Here is a 21,611-nt window from a genome sequence, read left to right on the forward strand (position 1 = left end):
TTAATGAACTAAGCATTGGTATGCTTGGGTCATGTCAATGTTTGAGCAGAACGTGGTCTGGCCATCACTCGGCTATGAAGAGCGGCCCTGGCACAACGTTCAAGACGAGTATGGCTCACGCACGCAAAGACGCCGAGCTGCCGGACCTTACCTGGCGGCGGTGCCCCCATTCATTTCCGGTTTGGAAATCCACATCGATGGCGAACTGCAAGCACTGACTGAAGAAGGAGCCAGTGAACTCGCCCGCTTCGATGCAGAAGTGGGGCAGATCGCAGCACCATTCGCATCCATTCTCTTGCGCACCGAAAGCGCCGCCAGCTCAGAGATTGAGAACCTAACCAGCGGCGCGCGACAGATCGCCTTGGCAGAGCTCGGTGAGCACGCCTCGGAGAATGCGCAGCTGATCGTGGGCAACGTCAGAGCCATGCAAGCAGCTCTCGCACTGTCCGAATCCATTGATGGCCACGCCATCCTGGAAATGCACCGCGCGCTACTCGAGCAAAGCAACCCCGACATCGTCGGCCATTGGCGCGATCAGCAGGTGTGGATCGGAGGAGGGAGCTTCGGGCCCCACGCCGCACAGTTCATCCCGCCCCATCACGAACGAGTCACCGCGCTCATGGACGATCTTGTCGCTTTCACCAGCCGCGTCGACATTCCTGTTCTTGTCCAGACCGCGATTGCCCATGCCCAATTCGAAACAATCCATCCATTTCCCGATGGCAATGGCAGAGTCGGTCGAGCACTTATCCAAGCGATGCTGCGTGGGGGGCAGCTAACGCGCAATGTCGCCGTTCCGGTCTCCGCGGGTTTGCTCCACGACACCGGTCGCTATTTCGATGCGTTCGGTGCCTACAGATCCGGGGACATCGAACCGATAGTCCGCTCCATCGCTGAGGCATCGTTCGCGGCAGTTCACAATGGTCGTATCCTCGTCGACGACCTGGAAACTGTCCAGCTTGAGTGGCGCGACCGCGTTAAGGCAAGACGAGACTCCGCGGCCCACCGGCTCGTGAGCATCCTCCTTCGCCAGCCAGTTATTGACAGCACCTCCGCGGCAACTCAACTCGGTATTTCAGCCGTCAACGCCCAGGTCGCTATCAACCGCCTTGTCGATGCCGGCATCTTGGTCCAAATCTCGAACGGCAGACGCAACCGCATTTGGTTGGCGAAGGATGTTGTGCGGGTTCTTGACGAGTTCGGCGCTCGGGCCAAGAGACGCCGATAGGGGAAAGCTCTGTGCGACCGTCTTTAGTCCAACTGGTATTTCGAGGACGAAAGTAGCATTCAACGATCAATAACCGCACCAGCTACGTTCATTCTCGCGAGGGCTCGTTCACCAGATAGTTGTGAGATGCCAGAAACTGCTTCGGACAGGACGATTGTCTCGAGCCCGAGCTCAATGGAGTTGAGTACCGTTTGTTCAACTCCACCTTCAGCTACGACTCCGGCGTAGAACACCCTAGTGATCTGCAGCCGGGCTAGGAGCTCGGCAAGTCTGGTTCCTTCGAAGGCGTTCTGGCCATGCTTTGTGACTACGGTGTCCATGGACGCTATGGACACTTCCTCGACGAATTTCGTTGAAGAGTTTTCTATGCCACCGTCCGATTGATCCCATGCAAGGTATCGAACATGCACGACTGGGCTACTCGCCCTTCTGAAGTCAGCGGAAATTTTGCTTGCCCGACGCGCAGCAGCTCGTCCGGTTTTCGGTACAAACGACTCAACTATCCACTCTTGGAAATCAATCAGGACTAGCGCAGACCGCGAAGGATCGCGAATCGCTGGAGTTGCGTCTGTGGTCTCATTGACATTGAATGACAGTATACTCATATGAATCAGTGTACTGATATTAAGTGGATTCGAGAGAGGAACGATCGTGATTGAGCGAGAATTGGCGAGAACTGGTGAGCTTGTGGGGGCCGTGGGCCTTGGCTGCATGGGTATGAGCTGGGGATACCAGGAATCACAGCGGGATGATGCCGTGTCCATTGGTGTCATTCGTACCGCTGTTGATGCCGGGGTGACCGTGATCGACACTGCGGATATCTACGGCGATGGTCACAACGAAGAACTTGTCGGAAAGGCGCTCACGGGCATTAGAGGCGATGTCTTTCTTGCCACGAAAGGTGGTCTAGTCGTAGATGATCTCGGATCGCGGGCTATGCATCGGGACGCAAGTCCCGCGTATATGCAGGGCGCGGTCGACGCTAGTCTCAATCGCCTGGGCGTGGATCATATTGACCTCTACTATTTGCACCGGGTCGATGATCATGTGCCGCTGGAAGAGACGTGGGCTGCCCTGGCCGAAATCGTGCAACAGGGAAAGATTCGGTATCTGGGCCTCTCTGAAGTCTCAGTTGCGCAGGCGAGACTCGCCCAATCGATCCATCCCGTGACGGCAATCCAGTCAGAAATGTCCTTGTGGACCCGTGACGCGCTGACAGTCGCGCCGGGCTCTGATCAGGGTCTTCTGAGCTGGACATCAAGCAACGGCACAGCTTTTGTTCCTTTTGCTCCGTTGGGTCGCGGATACCTGACTGGCGACATTGGCTCAAATACGTCATTCGAATCCTCGGACTTTCGATCGTTCAATCCGAGGTTCTCAGACAAGGCCCGCAAAGCGAACGAAACCATCCTTGACGTTGTCCGCGCTGTCGCAATACGGCGAGAGGTGACTCCGGCTCAGGTATCTATCGCTTGGGCCCTGACCCAATCCGAGAATGTCATCCCCATCCCGGGAACCAAATCCGTCACACATTTACACGACAATGTTGACGCAGCATCGCTGATCTTGACTGCAAGCGATCTTTATGAACTTGACTCCATTCCACCGGCCAGCGGAACACGTTACTAATCAACACAGGGGCTCCCTGACTGTCCTAACGGACACGTACCCCGCGCGCGGCTAACGCTTGTCGCGGCCTGTCCTGCAGTGCTCATTCTGCCGGCCTCCCTCATCGGAACTTCCGTCGCTGTTCCCCAAATTAACGCGGATTTCGAGCCCAGTCTCGTCGCACTCCAATGGGTTGTTAATTCATACAATCTGATGTTTGCCTGCTTCATACTTGTCTGCGGTTCACTGGCCGACGTCCTCGGCCGCAAACGGATCTTCGTCGCCGGGACAGTGCTCTTTGGAGCATGTTCGCTTGTCGGTGCTTTCTCGCAAGGCATTCTGACTCTCGATGTCGCGCGCGGGCTCTCAGGCATCGGAGCCGCTGCGATGATGACAGGAGGAAGCGCGCTCATTGCCAACACCTTCAGTGGACCAAAACTTGCCAAGGCGTTCGCGATCTTCGGGTCTTCTGCTGGCGCCGGTCTCGCTTTGGGGCCCTCGCTGTCGGGGTTCCTTGTCGGTATCTTCAACTGGAGGGCAGTCTTTCTCGCCTATCTCGTTGTAGCGGTTGTGATCTTACTTCTGGCTTTCGCTGTCAAGGACCGTGGCGCTGCCGCATCCGGTGCCCGGGTCGATTGGGCCGGAACTTTCACCTTCACCCCGGCTCTGTTTACGTTTGTTTTTGGTGTGATGCAGGGGCCTCAGCTTGGCTGGGGCAGCCCCGTGGTCATCGGGTTTATAGTCGCTACAATCATTCTTGGCGTGCTCTTCGTGGTGGTTGAACCTCGCGCCAAATACCCCATGTTCGACGTGGATCTTTTCCGCCAACCGAAATTCTTCACTCTTTGCATGATCCCTGTCGCCCTAGCGTTTGGGTTCGTTGCGCTGCTTGTCTACTTGCCGATCTATTTCACTGCGAGCTACGGGATGAGTCCTGGAACCGTCGGAATCGTCATAGTCCTGATGACAATCCCGGTAATATTCGTTCCCCTCATCTCGGGGTGGTTACTGTCCTGTGGTGCCAGCGCACGCTGGCTACTGATTACTTCCCTTCTCCTCGTTGCCCTAGGAGCGGCGCTTCTCACGGTGATTGGACCTGAAACCCCTATCTGGGCGATCGCGCCCGCACTCCTCCTCATTGGTGCTGGCATGGGGCTCTCAGCGGGCATTCTTGATGGTGCAGCCGTCGGATCAGTTGAACCACACCGCGCCGGCATGGCAGCGGGGATGTTCAACACAAATCGTTTGGCGGGCGAGACCATCGCGATCGCGTTCGTGGGTACGCTTCTCGTCGCAATCAACATAGCTGGGGCGATTGCTACCTTGGTTATGATGCGCAACCGTACTCAAGAATTGATCGGTGATGCCACCGCCAGAAACCTAGAAGTGCCCGCTTAGGAAGCCGTGCAATGATGACGAAACGAGCAGACAGCAAACCGCATACGGCCGGGAGTTTTCAATTCTTGATGCTTCTGCGCCCACCCCGACCGAGCCGCCCGGAGATTCAGCGCTCATACGTCGCTATGGTGGCGCAATGCCAGATCCTTAGGCGGTGGCCCAAGACGCAGGTCCATGCCCTATCCTTGCGATAAAGCAGAACACTACTTCGTTACAGGATATTGATACTCATGAGCAGCTTGGGAAAAGAGCAACTTGAAGTCGATGTGGCAGGCAGAATCGGCCACCTCATCAAACGGGTCGAGCAGGTACTCATGGCCGAAAAGGCCCACGTCCTACGCGGATTTGACCTGACCGTTCCGCAGTACGTGACCATGATGGCCCTTCACTACGTGCCGAGCCAATCGGCAGCCCAACTTGCACGCGCAGCACTCGTTACCCCACAAACCATGTCGACAATTTTGGGCAACTTGGAAGGAAAAGGCCTCGCTCGCCGCGTCCCATCGGCAATCCACGCCAAGGTGCTTGTCACAGACCTAACACCTACCGGACGCTCCTTGGTGAAGAAGGCCGACAAATACGTCCTAGAAGTAGAAAATCAGCTCAAAAACGCCTTCACCGACACAGAATTCAAACAACTACAGTCACTGCTGGTACGAGCTGAGTCTGTCATCACTACCGCACTTGACGAACAAAAATCATCAAAACGTGAAGCGAAGATTTATTAGGGAACCGGAAATCTCCGAACATAGGCCGGTAAGGAAGCGCCAAGAGTATGGCGAACACACATCCCGTAGTGGGAACCGTCTGCGGGACGGAATAGAGTATCGGTGTGCAGCGTGATGAGCGGTACGGCGAAACGTCCCCAATGCCACCGTCAGATGGTTTTAGCTGCTGGACCGTGCGGTTCGCAGGGCAAGAAGCCATTTGTCCCATGCCGGGCGCAGCAGCGTGGCCAGGGCTTCGTAGCCGGCCGCTCCGGGATGGGCACCGTCGCCGTCGCGCACCTCGCGCCGCCAAACGCCATGGCCCTGCAGCTGCCGTACGACACTGAAATAGGGCACGGACTGGCGGTCGCATTCGACCGCCATTGAGGCATCGAGGGCAACGATGCGTTCGTTGTGCCGTTCGTCGTCGACTGCTGGGGGGCCGGCCATCATGACGGACCACCTCGCCTCATTCAGCTGCTGAAGCAAGATGCGCAGATTCGTCACCGTGTCATCGGCCGCCACCCTTGATATGCCGGATTCGAACATAGTGTCGTTGACGCCGAAGGACAACACGACTCCAGCGTGGCTTCCAGAAGGCAATCTGGGTGTGCATTCCGCTTGGAAGCGGCGGAGGATGTCGGCGCTGGTGTCGCGTCGAATTCCTAGGTTGTACGAGGTCAGAGCCTGTTCTGGTGCATGGCTGTGTGCTGCCAGGCGTCCGGCCCAGCCTAAGTGACGTGAATCGCCGACTCCGGCCACGAACGAGTCGCCGATAAAGCAGACACGCACATCCGGTTCCGGCGGCTTCCTGCCATCCAATGTATTCGCCTGGGACGCCTTCATGACTTCAGGCCTTCCACATGTTCACGACCACGCACGTATTCGGTGATGCCGACCCCGAGGAGTTGCCCCTGTTCCCGGAGACTGTTGAGCACTGCGATCAAGGTCGGGATATCAAGCCCCTCGGGTTCGGGGACAGCCACTGCCGGCCACACCTTTGGGTCCAGGACGTCCAGATGCAGGTGCACGTAAAGCGGCGCGACTTCCGGTAGCCACCGGTCCAGGAGCTGTTCCAGGAGGCCTGGTTCGTTTTGCAGTTGCCCGGGGGCAAGTAGTGGCAGTCCGTGGGCTTCGACGAACGCCTGTTCGGGTGGGTCTATGGAGCGGGTGCCCAGAAGTGCGCATCGTTGCGGTGACAAGGTGGTAGACGGCACCAGACGCCGGTGGCCGTCACCGAAGAGTGTGCGCAGCGGCATGCCGTGGGCGTGCCCGCTGGGGCTGGACTCCGGGGTGTTCAGGTCTGCGCGGGCGTCGATCCACACCACTCGTAGCTCCGGATGGATCGAGGGCAGGTACGACACGGAGGCCACTTCCACGGTGCAGTCTCCGCCGAGGGTCACCAGGCTGCGGGGGCCAAGGTCCTGCAAAAGGTCCGCCGCCGCGACCATGTGCGCCTCGACGGCATTGAGGTTCTCGACCAATGAGTTGTCCCCGCCGTTATAGGGCTCATCGAGGGTTCCAAGAGCCGGATCCGCGACGTGCCGTTTGGTCGAAGGCGCGAGCATCTCGGCCAGACGAGAGGCACCCTCCGCAATTCCAGGATCGCCGCTGCCCTGCCACAACGGCACCACCAGTTGAAGGTCCCAATCGGTCACCACAACCCCCACCTCATCTGTTGCAACCGGTTTCGGTTGCTCCCATGCTAGGGCAGTGTCCGATATTGACTGAATTCGGGAGTACGCAAGCGACGGACTAAGTCCCTTGCGAACACTGATTCGCCGTTCGCAAGGGGAACATTGAGCGGGCATTCTACTTGCGGGTCATCCGCGCTGAGAACGGTGCCCGAAGGATCTTCGTCCACAGTGACCGGCGGTGTGCAGAGTTTGGAGAGGAACTGTAGTCGTTTTCTGCGCGATCTAGGCTTTCTTCGATAAGCGCATCATGCATGGGCCGGAAGAAGAGTGGCCAGGTAAGTTTCGCCGTTCCGCTTGGCACCATAGAAAGCTCGTGCCGGAGCATCGTTGTATTGCCTGCAAGGCTGATGGCAGTGAACGAGTGGTGACCGTTGAAGCCCGATGGGCCGGTGAACTGAAACTCGATCCGTCGGCCGGGTTCGTACGCAGTTACGAAATAGCGCACAGGCCCATGCCCTCCCGCAGCGCCTATGTTGAGCGGCCCATCAAAGCGCATGGCTGGCCACTCGTGCCGGGGCCACAGCCGATCGTTCTTGCTCGCAAGCGAGTCAATGAGCAGTCCTACTTCGCTAGCGGGGGCCGCAGTTTCGCGCTGATGAGTGTTGTAGACCATATGGCAAGGGTAACTTTGATCCGCACCCGGCCCGATTCGGCTCAACCTCGCGAAAGAGTGTCCCCTAAGCCGGACCCCCATCGGTCAAACTACTCTCTGACCTGCGCCTTCACCGCACTTGAATTTTTGGATATCGCATAAGACCCGCCGCAAAAAAGCCCGGGGGAGCGGGCCCTATGCGGGACACCTTTGGCCCAAACGTGTCGTTGTTCTACGCCCTCCATATGCCAACGAAAACTCCGTGTTCCCGCAGCACCTCGGGGTTTTGACTAATGTTGGAAACTACTACAAACGCCACACTCCGAAGAAGAAGACAGGGGTTCGAATCTCCCTGGCTCCACTCAGGAGGAAGCGCCTCTGTCGTGGTCAAATACATGCCAGTGGAGCCTCTTGACTGGATGCTGGGGAGCCGCGTGGGTGACCTGCATTGACCATCGCCACAGCTGCGGCACCTCGCGGCAAATCACTCCAGAATGCGGCCCTCAGCCAGATGACTGAGTGCCAGTCGGTGTGAGGCTGCTCCCCTGCGGCTCCTGCAGTCATCACGCCCACACCTGGAGTTGCGACGCCGGCCTCAAGCACATCTGCAACGTCGGTGGAAACCTAGCCCGCGGTATACGCGAAGGCACCCGCTTACCAGTTCGTTTCCTTGGGCAACGCCACCGCGACCTTATGATCGTCCTGCCGGATGGGAGCAACGTAGATGATGCGATGGGGCACAGCGTTGCAGCATCGTGCTGCGGAACTGCACAACGCAAGCATCGACGTCGTCGACAAATCACAGCGGGCACCATTGACCCTAGTATCGATGTCCTTGGACTTGCCACCGAAGTTCGTCCGTGGTGGCGTCCAAGCGTCCCGGCCTTTTGCGTTCCCGCTGATATATGGCACACACAGCCCCCGAAGGATGCTGTTGGCGCCAGACACTCAGGAAACGTTCAGATTCCTTTCCTAGGGTTGAAAGTGTTCTAGTTGGATTCGAGTTGAAGGAGGACCTCATGGGTCTCGGAGATAAGATCAGCAACAAAGCTCAGGAAGCTGCCGGCAAGGCGAAGGAAACCCTGGGCGACGCAACGAACAATGAGAAGCTTCAGGCCGAGGGTGTTGCCGAACAAGCCGCAGCCAAGGCAAAGCAAGCCGGCGAGCATGTCAAAGACGCCGCGAAGGACACCTTCGGCAAGTAGCTAGTGCAGTCCTGGGAGGCCCCGCCGTGAGCTACGGCGGGGCTTCTTTGCTGTATTATTGCTCATTTGCGCCCCGCAATAGCTTTCACTGGAGCGTTCTGCTGGCATGATGAAACTGTGAACCCCACCGATGCAGTGCCGCCACGGTCCATTCCGCCAGAGGATGGTCACGCAGCTTCCCCAGCGCAAGACTCCGCGGTTTCCCTGCTGGAAAGCGTGCGATCCGAACTGGCAGCCCTTGACCTTCCGTTGGCGTTGCCGGGGGTGGACAGCGCCCGTGCCACGGCAGCGGCCGCGCTTGGCCAGCTCGATGACTACATTTTGCCGCGGTGGAAGAGTTTGGAGGCCCCACTGCTGGCAGTCGTTGGCGGTTCCACGGGGGCCGGAAAGTCTACGCTTGTCAACGCCCTGGTGGGGCATCCGGTGACGCGTTCTGGCGCCATCAGGCCCACCACGCGCCAGCCAATTCTGTTCCACAACCCGGCCGACGCGCCCTGGTTCACCTCCGCGCGGGTACTGCCCACCTTGCACAGGGTCCGCGGGGAGTCTGCACAAGGTAACACGCCCGCAACACGTGCGGGCGTGGAGCCGGATGCCTCAGCCATGACGTCCCTGGTTCTCATGGCTGACCCGGCCGTGCCAACGGGTGTGGCACTTTTGGACGCACCGGACGTGGACTCCATCTCAGATGACAACAGGCACCTGGCCGGGCAGTTGCTGGCGGCCGCGGACTTGTGGCTCTTTGTCACAACCGCCAATAGGTACGCGGACGCGGTGCCGTGGAAACTCCTCCTTGATGCCGCCTCCCGGGATATCACCGTCGCCATCATTTTGGACCGGGTCCCGCCCGGCGCTGAGCAGGAAATTGCCGCGGACCTGCAAGCCATGTTGGAACGCGAGGGCCTGGCCAGTGCGCAGCTCTTTGTGGTCCCGGAAATGACCCTTGACGCCTTGGGGATGCTGCCCGCTGCCGCTGTTGCCCCCATCAATAGGTGGCTGGCCACCATCAGTGAGGACTCGGCTGGCCGGGCGGAGATTGTGCGCAGGACCCTGAACGGTGCCGTCCGCTCACTCTCCGGGCGCCTGGATGTACTCTCCGGGGCGGTCCTGGACCAGCACGTGGCCGGCCAGCAACTGGCACAGGACGTCCGCGCTGCTTTCGACGACGCCGCCGCACGCATCAGCAAGGCCACCAGCGACGGGACCCTGCTGCGCGGGGAGGTCCTGGCCAGGTGGCAGGACTTTGTGGGCACGGGTGACTTCTTCAGAGCCTTGGAAAATGGCATTGGCCGTCTGCGGGACAGGGTGGGTGCCTTCTTCAAGGGCCAGCCGCCACCCGCCGTCAAGGTGGAAGTCGCCATTGAAACCGGCTTGCAGGCAGTCATTGTGGACCAGGCGGCCCGCGCCGCAGAGGACGCCGATCAACGCTGGCGGGCTGATCCGGCCGGTCGGCAACTCCTTGGCATGGATGACCTCTCAGCCCTCGACGCCGACTTCCCGGCCCAGGTGGCCGATGAAATCCGGGCCTGGCAAGGCCAGGTCCTGGCGTTGATTAGGGCAGAAGGCGCAGCCAAACGTTCACAGGCCAGATGGATGTCCTTTGGCGTCAACGGGCTGGGGGTGGCCTTGATGGTGGTTGTTTTTTCCTTTACGGGGGGACTGACTGGAGCCGAGGTGGGCATCGCAGGAGGCACCGCCGTCGTCGGTCAAAAAGTCTTGGAAGCCATTTTTGGTGAGGATGCTGTGCGCCGTCTGGCGAAGGAAGCTAAACGCTCCCTGGATGCCCGCTGCGCCAGTCTGCTGGAGCGGCAGCAGGACCTGTTCCTGAGCAGACTGGGACCCGTCCGGGGTGCCACCGATCCGCGGGTGCTTGGGCTGGCTGGTTTGGTCACCCACGTGGCTGCCTTGGGCGGGGCGGGGGAGCGCGCATGAGCCGGCATCGCCAGGCACGGGCCGAGTCCACGCTGTCCCGACAACTTGCGGCGCTCAACGAGGCGCGGGAGTTGGGCCAGGGCCGCCTGGAGGAGTCAGATCTGGAGCAACTTTTCGGGGTGTTGGAACGGGCCAGTTCGCGCCGTTCGTTGAGCGCCGACCACACGGTGGTGGGCTTCTTTGGCGCCACCGGCAGCGGGAAGTCGTCCCTTTTCAACGCGGTGGCGGGCACGGATGCCGCGCGGGTAGCCGTGCGCCGGCCCACCACGAGTGAGCCGCTGGCCATGGTGTGGGGGCCCGAAGGCAGCGCGCCCCTGCTCGATTGGCTTGAGGTTGCCGACCGCCGCGAGGGTGCCCCCGTGCCGTCTCTCGTGGACGACGCCGGGGGGCTGGTCCTGCTCGATCTGCCGGATTTCGATTCGGTCCAGTTGCGCAACCGCGAGATCGTGGAGCGCCTGGCCGGGCAGGTGGACGTTTTGGTGTGGGTGGTGGACCCGCAGAAATACGCCGATGCGGCCATCCACAACGAGTTCATCAGACCCTTCTCGGCCCACGCCGCCGTGACGCTGGTGGTGTTGAACCAGGTGGATAAGTTGGCCCCGCACGAGGTCAAGCCTGTGCTGGCATCGCTGACCGCCATCCTTGACAGCGACGGCCTGGGCACGGTGAAGGTGCAGGCGGTCTCGGCCGTGAGCGCCGTTGGGGTGCCGGAACTGCGCCAACGCATCGCCACGGTGGTGAAGGCCAAAGCGGCCCAAAACGCCCGCCTGGCCGCGGACGTGGCGGTGGCGGCAGAAAAGTTGGCCCAGGCAGCAGGTGGCGGTGACGCCGCCGGTGTGCACCAACAGGACAGAAAGCAGCTGGCGGCAGGGCTGGCCGGGGCGGTGCACCTGGAATCCATTGCCCGGGCAGTGCGCACGTCCTACAGCTTGGACGCCAGCAAGCGTACCGGGTGGCCCGCGACGCGGTGGCTGACTCGATTCCGCAGGGACCCGCTGCGGCGACTGAGTTTGCGGCGCACGGATGCCCCCGAGGTGAACAGGACGTCCCTGCCGCCCGCGGGTGCCGCCGAGCTGGCCCGGATCGATTCATCCGTGCGCGACTTCGCCGACGCTGCCAGCACCGGCGCTTCCGGGCCGTGGCGTGCCGCCATTCGGACAGCTGCCCGCAGCAACCTTCAGGAACTTCCCGACGCCCTCGACCAGGCCGTGGCCAGCACCGATTTGAAGGCCAACGCCCGCCCCTGGTGGTGGCAGGTGTTTTCGGTGATTCAGTGGCTGGCGCTGCTGGTGGCCGTGTCCGGACTGCTGTGGCTGGGCGCCGTGGCAGCCTTGGGTTACTTCCAGTTTCCGGTGCCGGAAACCCCGAAAGTTGAGGGCTGGGCCGTGCCCACCCTGATGGTTCTGACGGGTGTTGTGCTGGGTATCTTCCTTGCCATCACCAGCAAGTTCATGGCACTGGCCGGGGGCAAGAGGCGGGCCGCGCTGGCTCGACGGCGCCTGAGCGACAGTGTTGCCAGCGTGTCCCAAACACTGGTGGAGGAACCCACCGAGGCCGAGATTGCGCGCTACCGGGCGTTTCAGGAAGCGTTGGCGGCAGCCCGCTAGCCCATCGCCTCGCAGCACTTGAGCAGCGTGCGCAGGTTCCGGGTCGTCGTCGTACTTTTATAGCGCGGCCTAGCCGTCAGCTTACTAAAGGGGCTGGCCAGGGTGCTGCCGGTTTCGGCCAGCCACGCCAGCGCTTCGGGGCTCAGCCGGGCAAGTTCGAGCTCGGGAATCTCGCTGCCGCGGGTGGCAAGTTCGTCCAGGACGGCGGGGTCGTTGGAGAGTGTCACGTAGCTGTGCTGGGAGCTGTCATCGGCCGGGTAGGGGCACACGTCGATGATTTCCTGAAGCGTCTCCCGCTCCAGCACCACCACCCAGGCATCGTAGCCAAAGGAGTCGCGCAGAAGCTTTTCCACGGCGGTTTTCAACGCCCCGGCGGCCATGTTTGTGGAGCACACAACATTGCCCGAGGCCAGCAGTGTTTTGACCCGGGACACGGGGAGCGTGGCCAAGGCTGTGCGGAGTTCCGCCATTTTGACGTTAATGCCGCCAACATTGATCCCGCGCAGGAACACAGCGTAATTGGTCATGTAAGAACACTACTCCGGGCGGATTACTGCCGTGCGCCCATGACGATCAGGGAGCGCTCTTGCGCAGCGCCTCAGTCAGGATGCGGGAGGCGTTGCAGACAATTTCTGCGTGCAAACGGCCGGGCTGACGAGTCAGCCGTTCGATGGGTCCGGAGATGGAGACGGCCGCAATGACGCGACCGGACGGACCGCGCACGGGGGCCGATACCGAGGCGACCCCGGGCTCACGTTCGCCCAGGCTCTGACCCCACCCGCGCCGTCGCACACCAGCTAACACGGTTGGCGTAAAACGGGCGTTGTGCAGGCCCTCGAGCAGGCGCTCGTGGTCCTCCCACGCCAGCAGCACCTGCGCCGCGGAGCCAGCCTTCATGGTGAGCTGGGTGCCCACCGGAATAGTGTCGCGCAAACCAATGGGGCGCTCTGCCGAGGCGACGCATACGCGCGAATCGCCCTGGCGGCGGAAAATCTGGGCGCTCTCACCCGTGGAGTCACGCAATTGCAACAAAACAGGTCCTGCTGCGGCAATGAGCCTGTCCTCACCGGCAGCCGACGCCAGTTCAACGAGCCTGCTGCCGAGCACAAATCTGCCCTGCATGTCCCGGCTCACGAGCCTGTGATGTACCAAGGCTAGTGCCAACCTATGCACAGTAGGCCGGGCCAAACCGGTGGCTGCCACAAGCTGAGCCAGGGTTGTGGGGCCGGCTTCCAATGCGTCGAGCACAAGAGCCGCTTTATCGATGACGCCAACGCCACTAGAATTGTCCATGTAATGATATTGACGTCTCATTATGTGAGATGCAAATCGAAGGATTGGCTTCCGCCCGGATCTGGCTGGAACAGTGGGGATATACAAGCCACAGAACACTCTCGGGGAGCCCTTCACATTCTATGTGAATGCGGGGCTAGCTAAGAGGAGTTCAACAAATGAAGGGAGCTGCTGTGAGCGAGTCAACCACTCCCCACGCAGTGGACGAAACAGCAGTGGACGGTGCAGCCGTTGCTGACACAGTTGCACCGCGCAGAGTTGCCAAGACGCTGGCTGAAAAAGTTTGGCGCGATCACGTTGTCCGTCAGGGCCAGGGCGAGGGCGACGCTGCCCAGCCGGACCTTTTGTACATCGACCTTCACCTGATCCACGAAGTCACCTCACCCCAGGCTTTCGAAGGCCTGCGCCTGGCTGGCCGGCCGCTGCGCCGCCCAGACCTGACCATCGCCACCGAGGATCACAACACGCCCACGCTGGCCATCGACAAGCCGATCGCCGATCTGACGAGCCGCACCCAGATCCAAACGTTGCGCAACAACTGCGCCGAATTTGGTGTCCGCCTGCACTCCCTCGGCGACGCCGAACAGGGCATCGTTCACGTGGTGGGCCCGCAGCTGGGACTGACCCAGCCCGGTATGACAGTTGTTTGCGGTGACTCACACACCTCAACGCACGGTGCCGTGGGCGCCTTGGCGTTCGGCATCGGCACGTCCGAGGTTGAACACGTCATGGCAACCCAGACGCTGCCGTTGAAGCCGTTCAAGACCATGGCCATCAATGTTGAGGGAACCCTGCGTCCGGGCGTGACCTCCAAGGACATCATCTTGGCCATCATCGCCAAGATTGGCACCGGTGGCGGCCAGGGCTACGTGCTCGAATACCGCGGCTCAGCCATCCGGTCCCTGTCCATGGATGCCCGCATGACCGTCTGCAACATGTCCATCGAAGCCGGTGCCCGCGCCGGCATGATCGCTCCGGATGAGATCACCTTCGAATACCTCAAGGGCCGCGCGCACGCTCCCGTGGGTGCTGATTGGGACACGGCCGTTGAGTACTGGAAGTCCTTGAGTACCGAGGATGACGCAACATTCGACGCCGAGGTCTTCCTTGACGCCACCACGCTTGACCCGTTCGTCACCTGGGGTACCAACCCGGGCCAGGGTGTCTCCTTAAGCGACACGGTGCCCTTCCCCGAAGACTTTGGCGATGAAAACGCCAAGGCGGCAGCCGAACGTGCCCTGACCTACATGGACTTGGTTGCCGGCACACCCATGAAGGACATTCGTGTTGACACAGTGTTCCTGGGCTCGTGCACCAACTCCCGCATCGAAGATCTGCGCGCCGCAGCGGACATCATCCGTGGCCGTGAAAAAGACCCCAACATTCGCATGCTGGTGGTGCCGGGCTCCGCTCGCGTCCGGCTGGAAGCCGAGGCCGAGGGGCTGGATCAGGTCTTCAAGGACTTTGGTGCTGAATGGCGATTTGCCGGTTGCTCCATGTGCCTGGGCATGAACCCGGACCAGTTGGAGCCGGGGGAGCGTTGCGCTTCCACATCCAACCGCAACTTTGAGGGCCGTCAGGGCAAGGGTGGCCGCACACACCTGGTTTCTCCGGTTGTGGCAGCCGCTACAGCCGTTCGCGGAACTCTTAGTGCGCCGTCGGACCTCATCCCCGTTTCCGCAAGCACCGTAGCGTAAGGAGCTAACACCATGGAAAAGTTCTCCACCCACACTGGCATTGGTGTCCCGCTGCGTCAAAGCAATGTGGACACGGATCAGATCATCCCCGCCGTCTACCTCAAGCGGATCACCCGCACAGGCTTTGAGGATGCGTTGTTCTCCAGCTGGCGCAAGGACCCGGAATTCATCTTGAACAAGGAACCGTTCAACGCCGGGTCCGTCCTGGTGGCCGGCGCCGATTTTGGCACGGGATCCTCACGTGAACACGCCGTTTGGGCGTTGAAGGATTACGGGTTCAAGGCCGTGTTGTGCTCCCGTTTTGCCGATATCTTCCGCGGCAACTCAGGCAAGCAGGGCCTGGTGGCCGCCGAGGTTGCCCAAGATGACATCGAGCTGATCTGGAAGGTTTTGGAGAATGCTCCGGGCACCGAGATCACCGTTGACTTGGTGGGCAAGATGGTCACGGCCGGCACAGTTGTTGCGCCGTTCCAGATTGACGACTACACCCGTTGGCGCCTGCTCGAAGGCCTGGATGACATTGGTCTGACGCTGCGCAACGAAGCCGACATCACGGCGTTCGAGGCCACCCGTCCCTCAATCAAACCCACCACGCTGCCGGCGAAGTTCTAACTCTCGCTGCGCCAGTTGCCGCCTAGAAGCCGGCCAGCCCATGAGAGGGCGGGCCGGCTGTTGCGTGCACTGAGCTGTTTTGCGCGGAATTGGCGATGCGCCGGTGCCCCAAAAACTGCCGCGAGGCCGTTACGGACATTCGATGCTGGTCCACCTGGGGCGAATGTCTGTAACGGCCCCCGCACCTCCCGGGAAGGTCCGAAGCGACAACGAATGACCACTTCGGCCCCCGCTGAGCAGCTACTGTGAGGGCAAACCAGCTTCGTGCAACAAGGCGACGAGCCGTCGTGGGTCCCTGAGATCCGCCCAGACCCACCTAACTACGTTGTACCCCTGGGCGCGCAGACGGTTTTCACGATTCTTCTCCTCGACCACCACGTCGGAGGGAGTCTTGCCGTTCAAGTATTTTTGCGCGGAGTACTTTTCGTACCCGTCGAATTCGCCCAGAGTCTTGTATTCTTCCCAGTCAAAGTCCGGGAGGCCGATCAGCCCGCGATTATCCCGAAACGGAACCTGCAAAACGGGCGTTGGGAACCCGTTTTGGATCATGATGGCCCTGCTGAGGGATTCCCCCGCGGACTGCGAGAGCCCGTTGGCCACCTCCAGCACCCTTCCGACACGGCCACGCTGTGCGCTGTTGGGCAGCAGCAAGGCTGAACCGCGGACATCGTCCACCATGAAGACCAGCGGTACGTTGGGTGGGGACCCCGGCAGGATCTTGCGCTGCAGGAGCTTGTCCATGGCTGGCAGGGACTGGGCCAGGGGCAGTCTGACGGCCAAGTCCCTGACGGTCTGCACGGGAGGTGTCACCAGCAATCCAAACATTTCCCATGGAGCGGGGTCGCCGTCAATGGCGTTGATGCGGCGCACGCCATGGCTGCTCTGGCCGCCACTTGTGCCCACAGCAATCACCGTTTGCACCTCCCTCGGAATGCTGATGAGTGGGAGTCCCATAATCTGGGCCGCAGACTCCCGGGCAAAGATGGGCCGGCCTGCAGCGAGTTCATGGATGGCCTGTATTCGGATGCGGTATTTTTCCCACGGTTTCAGGGACTCCCAAAAATGAACCGGCAGATAAAGTCCCCGGCGGATACGAACAAGTTCCCCGGAAGCGGCGAGTCGTGAAAGCCTGCGGGCCGCATGTTCATCGACGAACTTGCTCCCCGGTTTTATGAATGGGGGTACTTGGAACGGTGTCATGCTCCCATGGTGTGGCTTGCCGGGCCCCGACGGCGGCTACCCTGCCCCGATTGTGGACAACCCCGGTCCCAAAGATGGGTGTGGGGGAATATAGCCAGTTGGGCGGACCCATATTTGTGCCGGATGCGAGGCACGGAGGCCGTTACGGACATTCGATGCTGGTCGACCAGCATCGAATGTCCGGAACGGCCTCCGCCGCGCTTGAAGGGAGCCGGAACGGGGGCGAATGTCCGTAACGGCCTCCGGCGCGCCCACTCCGTGCGGCCAGGGCGGGGGTGAAGATTCGCGCGGCAGAGGCGCCAGAGTCGGCACCGCAGGCGCTACCGCAGGCGTTACCGGTCACAGCCGCGCGGATGCATTTCAGCATCTAGAGAGGGAGAAACTATGCTTGACGCAGGCCCAAGCAGGTACAGGGTGCGTAGGTGAAACAAAGGATTAGGTGACGATGAGCAGAATTCTGACGGTACGTGGTGGTGTTCCGCTCAAGGGACGCGTCCAGGTGCGCGGCGCCAAGAACTTGGTTCCCAAGGCCATGGTGGCAGCACTTTTGGGCAGCACACCATCGACTTTGCGCAATGTCCCCGAGATCAAGGACGTGGAAGTAGTCACGTCCCTGCTGCAGTTGCACGGCGTGACAGTGGTCAAGGATCCTGCCACGGGCGACCTCACCATGGACCCGGCCTATACGAAGAAGGCCAACAGCGCCGAGATCAACACGCACGCCGGTGATTCACGCATCCCCATTTTGCTGTGCGGGCCGTTGATTCACTCCATTGGTCATGCCTTCATTCCGGATCTGGGTGGCTGCAAGATCGGCGACCGGCCCATCGACTACCACCTGGAAGTGCTGCGCAAGTTCGGCGCCGTGGTGGAGAAGACAGGTGGGGGAATCTCCATCACAGCCCCGCTGGGCCTCAAAGGCACCAAAATCAGCCTGCCGTATCCGAGCGTCGGGGCCACCGAGCAAGTTCTGCTTTCCGCCACGCGTGCCGAGGGTATCACCGAGCTCAGCGGCGCAGCCACGGAGCCGGAAATCATTGACCTCATAGCGATCCTGCAAAAAATGGGCGCCATCATTTCGGTGCAGACAGACAGGACCATCCGCATTGAAGGCGTCGACGAGCTGACAGGTTACGACCACACGGCCCTGCCGGACCGCAACGAGTCGGCGTCCTGGGCGTCGGCGGCGTTGGTCACCGGCGGCGACATTTATGTAGAAGGCGCCAGCCAGCGGGACATGATGACGTTCGTCAACACCTTCCGCAAGATCGGTGGCGGCATGGACATCCACGACGACGGCATCCGCTTCTTCCACAAGGGCGGCAGCTTGAAGCCGTTGGTCATGGAAACCGACGTCCACCCCGGCTTCATGACGGACTGGCAGCAGCCCCTGGTGGTGGCCCTCACCCAGGCCGAAGGCGTCTCCATTGTGCACGAGACAGTGTATGAGAACCGCTTTGGCTTCACCGAGGCGCTCACCCGCATGGGCGCCAACATCCAGCTGCACCGCGAATGCCTGGGCAGCATCCCGTGCCGCTTTGGGCAGCGCAACTTCATTCACTCCGCAGTGATCTCCGGACCCACACCCTTGAAGGGGACAAAGATCAATGTCCCCGATCTGCGCGGCGGGTTCAGCCATATGATCGCCGCGTTGGCAGCCCAAGGGACCTCCACGGTGACCGGCATCGACGTCATCAGCCGCGGCTATGAGCGCTTCACCTCCAAACTGGACGGCCTTGGCGCCGACTTTGATGTGCACGATTCCACCCGGACTTTGAGGTAGCACCAGTGACCACTGACCTTCCGCGCCAGGGCAAGCCAGCACACAGGCGCCCCTTCAAGCCGCGCAGCATGAAGCTGAGCACCCGGATGTTCTTTGCGCTCCTGGCAGGTATTGCCAGAAGCGCCATCAACGTGCTCATGGGCAAGGAATGGTACGGTTTGGATCGCCTGCCGGTCGATGAGGGCTTCATCGTGGTCCCCAATCACTGCACCGAAATTGACCCCATCGTTGTGGGTCACATGCTCTACAACCAGAACATCATGCCGCACTTCCTGGCCAAGGACGGATTGTTCAGGACACCCGTTTTGGGTGCTGCCCTGCGCGGGGCCCACCAGATCCCTGTTGAACGCAGCGGTGCCGGTGCCGGCAAGTCGCTGGCCGTGGCCCAAGAGGTTTTGGATGTTGGCGGTGCTGTGGTCATCTATCCCGAAGGTACCCTCACCCGGGACCCCGAGTTGTGGCCCATGAAGGGCCGCACCGGCGCCGCCCGCTTAGCCCTGGCCACGGGCGCCAAGGTGGTTCCCGTGGTGCATTGGGGTGCGCAAGAAGTGTTCCCCCGCTACGGCAAGGGCGTGAGGATTTTCCCGCGCAAAAAGGCCACGGTGGTGGTGGGTCACCCCGTAGACTTGAGCGCATTTGCCGGGCGCAGCGCCGACAAGGCCACCTTGGAGGCCATGACCGAGGTCATCATGAATGACATCACGGCCATGCTGGAAACGCTGCGCGGCGAGAAGGCCCCGGCCCAGCGCTGGGATCCTTCCGCCCACCAGCAATCTAGCCACGGCCGCTTCGAAGAGCGTGGCGCCAAGGCAGATAAGCCTGAGAAAAAGACCAAGAACGACGCCGGGACAACAGAAAAAGGGGACCTCACGTGAGCTACGCGGATGGGATTGCGCCGGCCAAGATAGCTGTTCTGGGTGCGGGTAGCTGGGGGACCACGTTCGCGAAGATTCTCGGCGATGCTGCCGAGGGAACCGACCGCAAGATTGTGGTGTGGGGCCGCCGCCAGGAAGTGGTGGATCAGATCAATGACCACCACCGGAACCCGCGCTACCTCTCCACCACCGAGCTGCCGGCAAACATCAGCGCCTCCACGGACGTTCAAGCGGTGCTGGCGGACGCCCAGCTGGTGGTTTTGGCGGTGCCCGCACAAACCCTGCGTGAGCAGTTGCGTGGGTGGGCCGGGCACGTGGCCCAGGACGCCGTCGTCGTGAGTTTGATGAAGGGGCTGGAACTGGGAACCGACCAGCGCATGTCCCAGGTCATTGAAGCTGAACTTGGTCTTAGCCCCGAGCGGGTTGTTGTGGTTTCCGGACCCAATCTGGCCATGGAAATTGCGCGGCAGGAGCCCACAGCCTCGGTGGTGGCGTGCGTGGATGAGGACACGGCCAAATGGGTGGCGAATGTGTGCAAGCCCAGGTATTTCCGCCCCTACACGGTTGATGATGTGGTGGGTGTGGAGATTGGCGGGATCGTCAAGAACGTCATCGCCCTGTGCGTGGGCATTTGCGAAGGCAAAAAAGTTGGCGACAACACCAAGGCTTCCGTCATCACCCGCGGCCTGGCGGAGACCACCCGTCTTGCGTTGGCGCTGGGCGGCAAGGCCGAGACACTGTCCGGGCTGGCTGGCTTGGGCGACCTTGTTGCCACCTGTTCGTCCTCGCTGAGCCGCAACCACACGGCCGGGCGCATGCTCGGGGAGGGGCTCACCCTTGACGAGGTCAACAACCGCATGACGCAAACGGCTGAGGGCATCAAGTCCGGCCGGGCCGTGTCTGATCTGGCCGCGAAGATGGGCGTCGATATGCCCATCACCAACGCTGTGGTGGCTGTGTTGGAAGGTAAACTTACTGTCGATGATCTGGGTCCGCTGCTGTTGGCCCGCCAATTGAAATCCGAAGGCGACTAACGCGTGACTACTGACTCCCTCGCAACAACTGCGCCCATCCGCGTGGCCATTTTGTTTGGCGGCCGCTCCAGCGAACACGCCGTCAGCTGCGTCACGGCGGCAGGTGTGTTGGGCGCCATCGACAGGGCAAAGTACCAGGTGCTCCCGATCGGTATCGCCAAGAACGGCCAGTGGGTTTTGGCCGGGGATGACCTCTCGGCGTGGTCGCTGAAGAACGCGTCGTTGCCTGAAGTGGTGGCGGGGGACAGGACTGTTTCGCTCACCCAATTTGGTGACACCCATCAGCTGGTGGTCACCGAGGCGGCGAAGGTTCCTGAAGTTCTCGGCGCGGTCGATGTTGTTTTCCCGCTGCTGCACGGGCCGTGGGGGGAAGACGGCACGGTCCAGGGCCTGCTCGAACTCAGCGACACCCGCTATGTGGGGGCAGGGGTCTTGGCCTCGGCCATCGGCATGGACAAGCACTTCATGAAGGTGGTGTTTGAGGCTGCCGGGCTCGCAGTGGGCCCGTACGTTGCCGTCACCGACCGCGAGTGGAGCGTGGACCCGGCCAAGGTGCGCGCCCGGGTGGCCGCCCTGGGCTTTCCGGTCTTCGTGAAGCCTGCGCGCGCCGGCTCCTCCATGGGAATCTCCAAGGTTGACACTCTCCAGGACCTTGACGCTGCCATCGCAGAAGCCCGCGAGCATGACCTGAAGTTGGTCATTGAGGCCGGCATTGTGGGCCGCGAAATTGAATGTGCAGTGCTGGAAGGACGGGGCGGCGACGCGCCGCGCGTGTCCCAACCGGGTGAAATTGCCATGGTGGACGGCGAACACCACGCGTTTTACGATTTTGAGGCCAAGTATGTTCAGGGCGATGCTGTCAGTCTCAGCTGCCCGGCCGACATGCCCGACGCCGACAATGCTCGGGTCCGGGAGCAGGCGGCGTTGGCGTTCGACGCCGTTGGTGCAGAAGGGCTCTCCCGCGTGGACTTCTTCTATACCGAGGCGGGGGAGTTGATCATCAATGAGATCAACACGATGCCCGGTTTCACACCGAGCTCCATGTACCCGCAAATGTGGGCGGCCTCCGGTCTTGGGTATCCGGAACTGATTGATGAGCTGCTGCAGCTGGCACTGAACCGCAAAGTGGGCCTGCGCTAGCCC

At 61.2% G+C, this 21,611-nt stretch carries 20 protein-coding genes; 13 read left to right on the forward strand and 7 right to left on the reverse strand.

Annotation, left to right across the window (positions count from 1 at the left end; genetic code table 11):
- The first annotated feature begins 31 nt into the window (after positions 1-31).
- Positions 32-1,228, forward strand: coding sequence for a Fic family protein (locus ACX80E_RS01400; RefSeq protein WP_459299812.1), 1,197 nt, complete (start codon positions 32-34; stop codon positions 1,226-1,228).
- A 59-nt stretch (positions 1,229-1,287) separates the two neighbouring features.
- Here ACX80E_RS01400 and ACX80E_RS01405 read toward each other — a convergent pair whose 3' ends face one another.
- Positions 1,288-1,833, reverse strand: a complete 546-nt coding sequence (locus ACX80E_RS01405) for a cysteine hydrolase family protein (protein ID WP_459299814.1) — start codon at positions 1,831-1,833, stop codon at positions 1,288-1,290.
- Positions 1,834-1,879: 46 nt separating this feature from the next.
- On the opposite strand from ACX80E_RS01405, the gene ACX80E_RS01410 reads away from it, so the two are divergent.
- From ACX80E_RS01410 to ACX80E_RS01420, 3 genes are all read left to right on the forward strand, one after another.
- Complete coding sequence (locus ACX80E_RS01410) at positions 1,880-2,857, forward strand: aldo/keto reductase (RefSeq protein ID WP_459299816.1); 978 nt, start codon at positions 1,880-1,882, stop codon at positions 2,855-2,857.
- Between the two features lie 78 nt (positions 2,858-2,935).
- Positions 2,936-4,234, forward strand: coding sequence for an MFS transporter (locus ACX80E_RS01415; RefSeq protein WP_459299818.1), 1,299 nt, complete (start codon positions 2,936-2,938; stop codon positions 4,232-4,234).
- A gap of 230 nt (positions 4,235-4,464) precedes the next feature.
- Positions 4,465-4,962, forward strand: coding sequence for a MarR family winged helix-turn-helix transcriptional regulator (locus tag ACX80E_RS01420; RefSeq protein ID WP_459299820.1), 498 nt, complete (start codon positions 4,465-4,467; stop codon positions 4,960-4,962).
- Positions 4,963-5,121: 159 nt separating this feature from the next.
- On the opposite strand, the gene ACX80E_RS01425 is transcribed toward ACX80E_RS01420, so the two are convergent.
- The 3 genes from ACX80E_RS01425 to ACX80E_RS01435 all read right to left on the reverse strand — a co-directional run bounded on the left by ACX80E_RS01425 (position 5,122) and on the right by ACX80E_RS01435 (position 7,251).
- Positions 5,122-5,787, reverse strand: coding sequence for a GDSL-type esterase/lipase family protein (locus ACX80E_RS01425; RefSeq protein ID WP_459299822.1), 666 nt, complete (start codon positions 5,785-5,787; stop codon positions 5,122-5,124).
- Positions 5,784-6,602 (reverse strand): arginase family protein, encoded by an 819-nt coding sequence (locus ACX80E_RS01430; RefSeq protein WP_459299824.1) that lies wholly within the window; start codon positions 6,600-6,602, stop codon positions 5,784-5,786. The genes ACX80E_RS01425 and ACX80E_RS01430 overlap by 4 nt, the downstream gene beginning before the upstream one ends.
- 151 nt (positions 6,603-6,753) lie before the next feature.
- Positions 6,754-7,251 carry an SRPBCC family protein gene (locus tag ACX80E_RS01435; RefSeq protein WP_459299826.1) on the reverse strand — a complete coding sequence of 166 codons (498 nt, stop codon included), beginning with the start codon at positions 7,249-7,251 and terminating at the stop codon, positions 6,754-6,756.
- Positions 7,252-8,249: 998 nt separating this feature from the next.
- On the opposite strand from ACX80E_RS01435, the gene ACX80E_RS01440 reads away from it, so the two are divergent.
- The 3 genes from ACX80E_RS01440 (at position 8,250) to ACX80E_RS01450 (ending at position 11,974) form a co-directional block, all read left to right on the forward strand.
- Positions 8,250-8,435, forward strand: a complete 186-nt coding sequence (locus tag ACX80E_RS01440; protein ID WP_459299828.1) for a CsbD family protein — start codon at positions 8,250-8,252, stop codon at positions 8,433-8,435.
- A 117-nt stretch (positions 8,436-8,552) separates the two neighbouring features.
- Positions 8,553-10,367: a dynamin family protein gene (locus ACX80E_RS01445; RefSeq protein ID WP_459299830.1), complete on the forward strand. Its 1,815-nt coding sequence runs from the start codon at positions 8,553-8,555 to the stop codon at positions 10,365-10,367.
- Entirely contained in the window at positions 10,364-11,974 is a 1,611-nt protein-coding gene (locus tag ACX80E_RS01450) for a GTPase (RefSeq protein ID WP_459299832.1), read from the forward strand. Before ACX80E_RS01445 ends, ACX80E_RS01450 begins: the two co-directional genes overlap by 4 nt.
- On the opposite strand, the gene ACX80E_RS01455 is transcribed toward ACX80E_RS01450, so the two are convergent.
- Positions 11,971-12,501 carry a DUF1697 domain-containing protein gene (locus tag ACX80E_RS01455; RefSeq protein WP_459299834.1) on the reverse strand — a complete coding sequence of 177 codons (531 nt, stop codon included), beginning with the start codon at positions 12,499-12,501 and terminating at the stop codon, positions 11,971-11,973. The two genes, ACX80E_RS01450 and ACX80E_RS01455, sit on opposite strands and share 4 nt — an antisense overlap.
- Before the next feature lie 46 nt (positions 12,502-12,547).
- Positions 12,548-13,267 (reverse strand): IclR family transcriptional regulator, encoded by a 720-nt coding sequence (locus ACX80E_RS01460; RefSeq protein WP_459299836.1) that lies wholly within the window; start codon positions 13,265-13,267, stop codon positions 12,548-12,550.
- A 215-nt stretch (positions 13,268-13,482) separates the two neighbouring features.
- On the opposite strand from ACX80E_RS01460, the gene leuC reads away from it, so the two are divergent.
- Both leuC and leuD read left to right on the forward strand, forming a co-directional pair.
- Positions 13,483-14,964 carry a 3-isopropylmalate dehydratase large subunit gene (gene leuC, locus ACX80E_RS01465; RefSeq protein WP_459300064.1) on the forward strand — a complete coding sequence of 494 codons (1,482 nt, stop codon included), beginning with the start codon at positions 13,483-13,485 and terminating at the stop codon, positions 14,962-14,964.
- A 12-nt stretch (positions 14,965-14,976) separates the two neighbouring features.
- Positions 14,977-15,576, forward strand: a complete 600-nt coding sequence (gene leuD, locus ACX80E_RS01470) for a 3-isopropylmalate dehydratase small subunit (protein WP_459299838.1) — start codon at positions 14,977-14,979, stop codon at positions 15,574-15,576.
- Positions 15,577-15,816: 240 nt separating this feature from the next.
- Here leuD and ACX80E_RS01475 read toward each other — a convergent pair whose 3' ends face one another.
- On the reverse strand, positions 15,817-16,776 hold the full coding sequence (locus tag ACX80E_RS01475; protein WP_459299840.1) for a hypothetical protein: 960 nt from the start codon (positions 16,774-16,776) through the stop codon (positions 15,817-15,819).
- 445 nt (positions 16,777-17,221) lie between these two features.
- On the opposite strand from ACX80E_RS01475, the gene murA reads away from it, so the two are divergent.
- From murA to ACX80E_RS01495, 4 genes are all read left to right on the forward strand, one after another.
- Positions 17,222-18,559, forward strand: coding sequence for a UDP-N-acetylglucosamine 1-carboxyvinyltransferase (gene murA, locus ACX80E_RS01480; protein ID WP_459299842.1), 1,338 nt, complete (start codon positions 17,222-17,224; stop codon positions 18,557-18,559).
- Between the two features lie 68 nt (positions 18,560-18,627).
- Positions 18,628-19,434, forward strand: coding sequence for a lysophospholipid acyltransferase family protein (locus ACX80E_RS01485; protein ID WP_459300066.1), 807 nt, complete (start codon positions 18,628-18,630; stop codon positions 19,432-19,434).
- Complete coding sequence (locus ACX80E_RS01490; RefSeq protein WP_459299844.1) at positions 19,431-20,468, forward strand: NAD(P)H-dependent glycerol-3-phosphate dehydrogenase; 1,038 nt, start codon at positions 19,431-19,433, stop codon at positions 20,466-20,468. Before ACX80E_RS01485 ends, ACX80E_RS01490 begins: the two co-directional genes overlap by 4 nt.
- Positions 20,469-20,471: 3 nt before the next feature.
- Positions 20,472-21,608 carry a D-alanine--D-alanine ligase family protein gene (locus ACX80E_RS01495; protein WP_459299846.1) on the forward strand — a complete coding sequence of 379 codons (1,137 nt, stop codon included), beginning with the start codon at positions 20,472-20,474 and terminating at the stop codon, positions 21,606-21,608.
- The last annotated feature ends 3 nt before the right edge of the window (positions 21,609-21,611 follow it).

The organism is Arthrobacter sp. TMN-49, assembly GCF_054511095.1.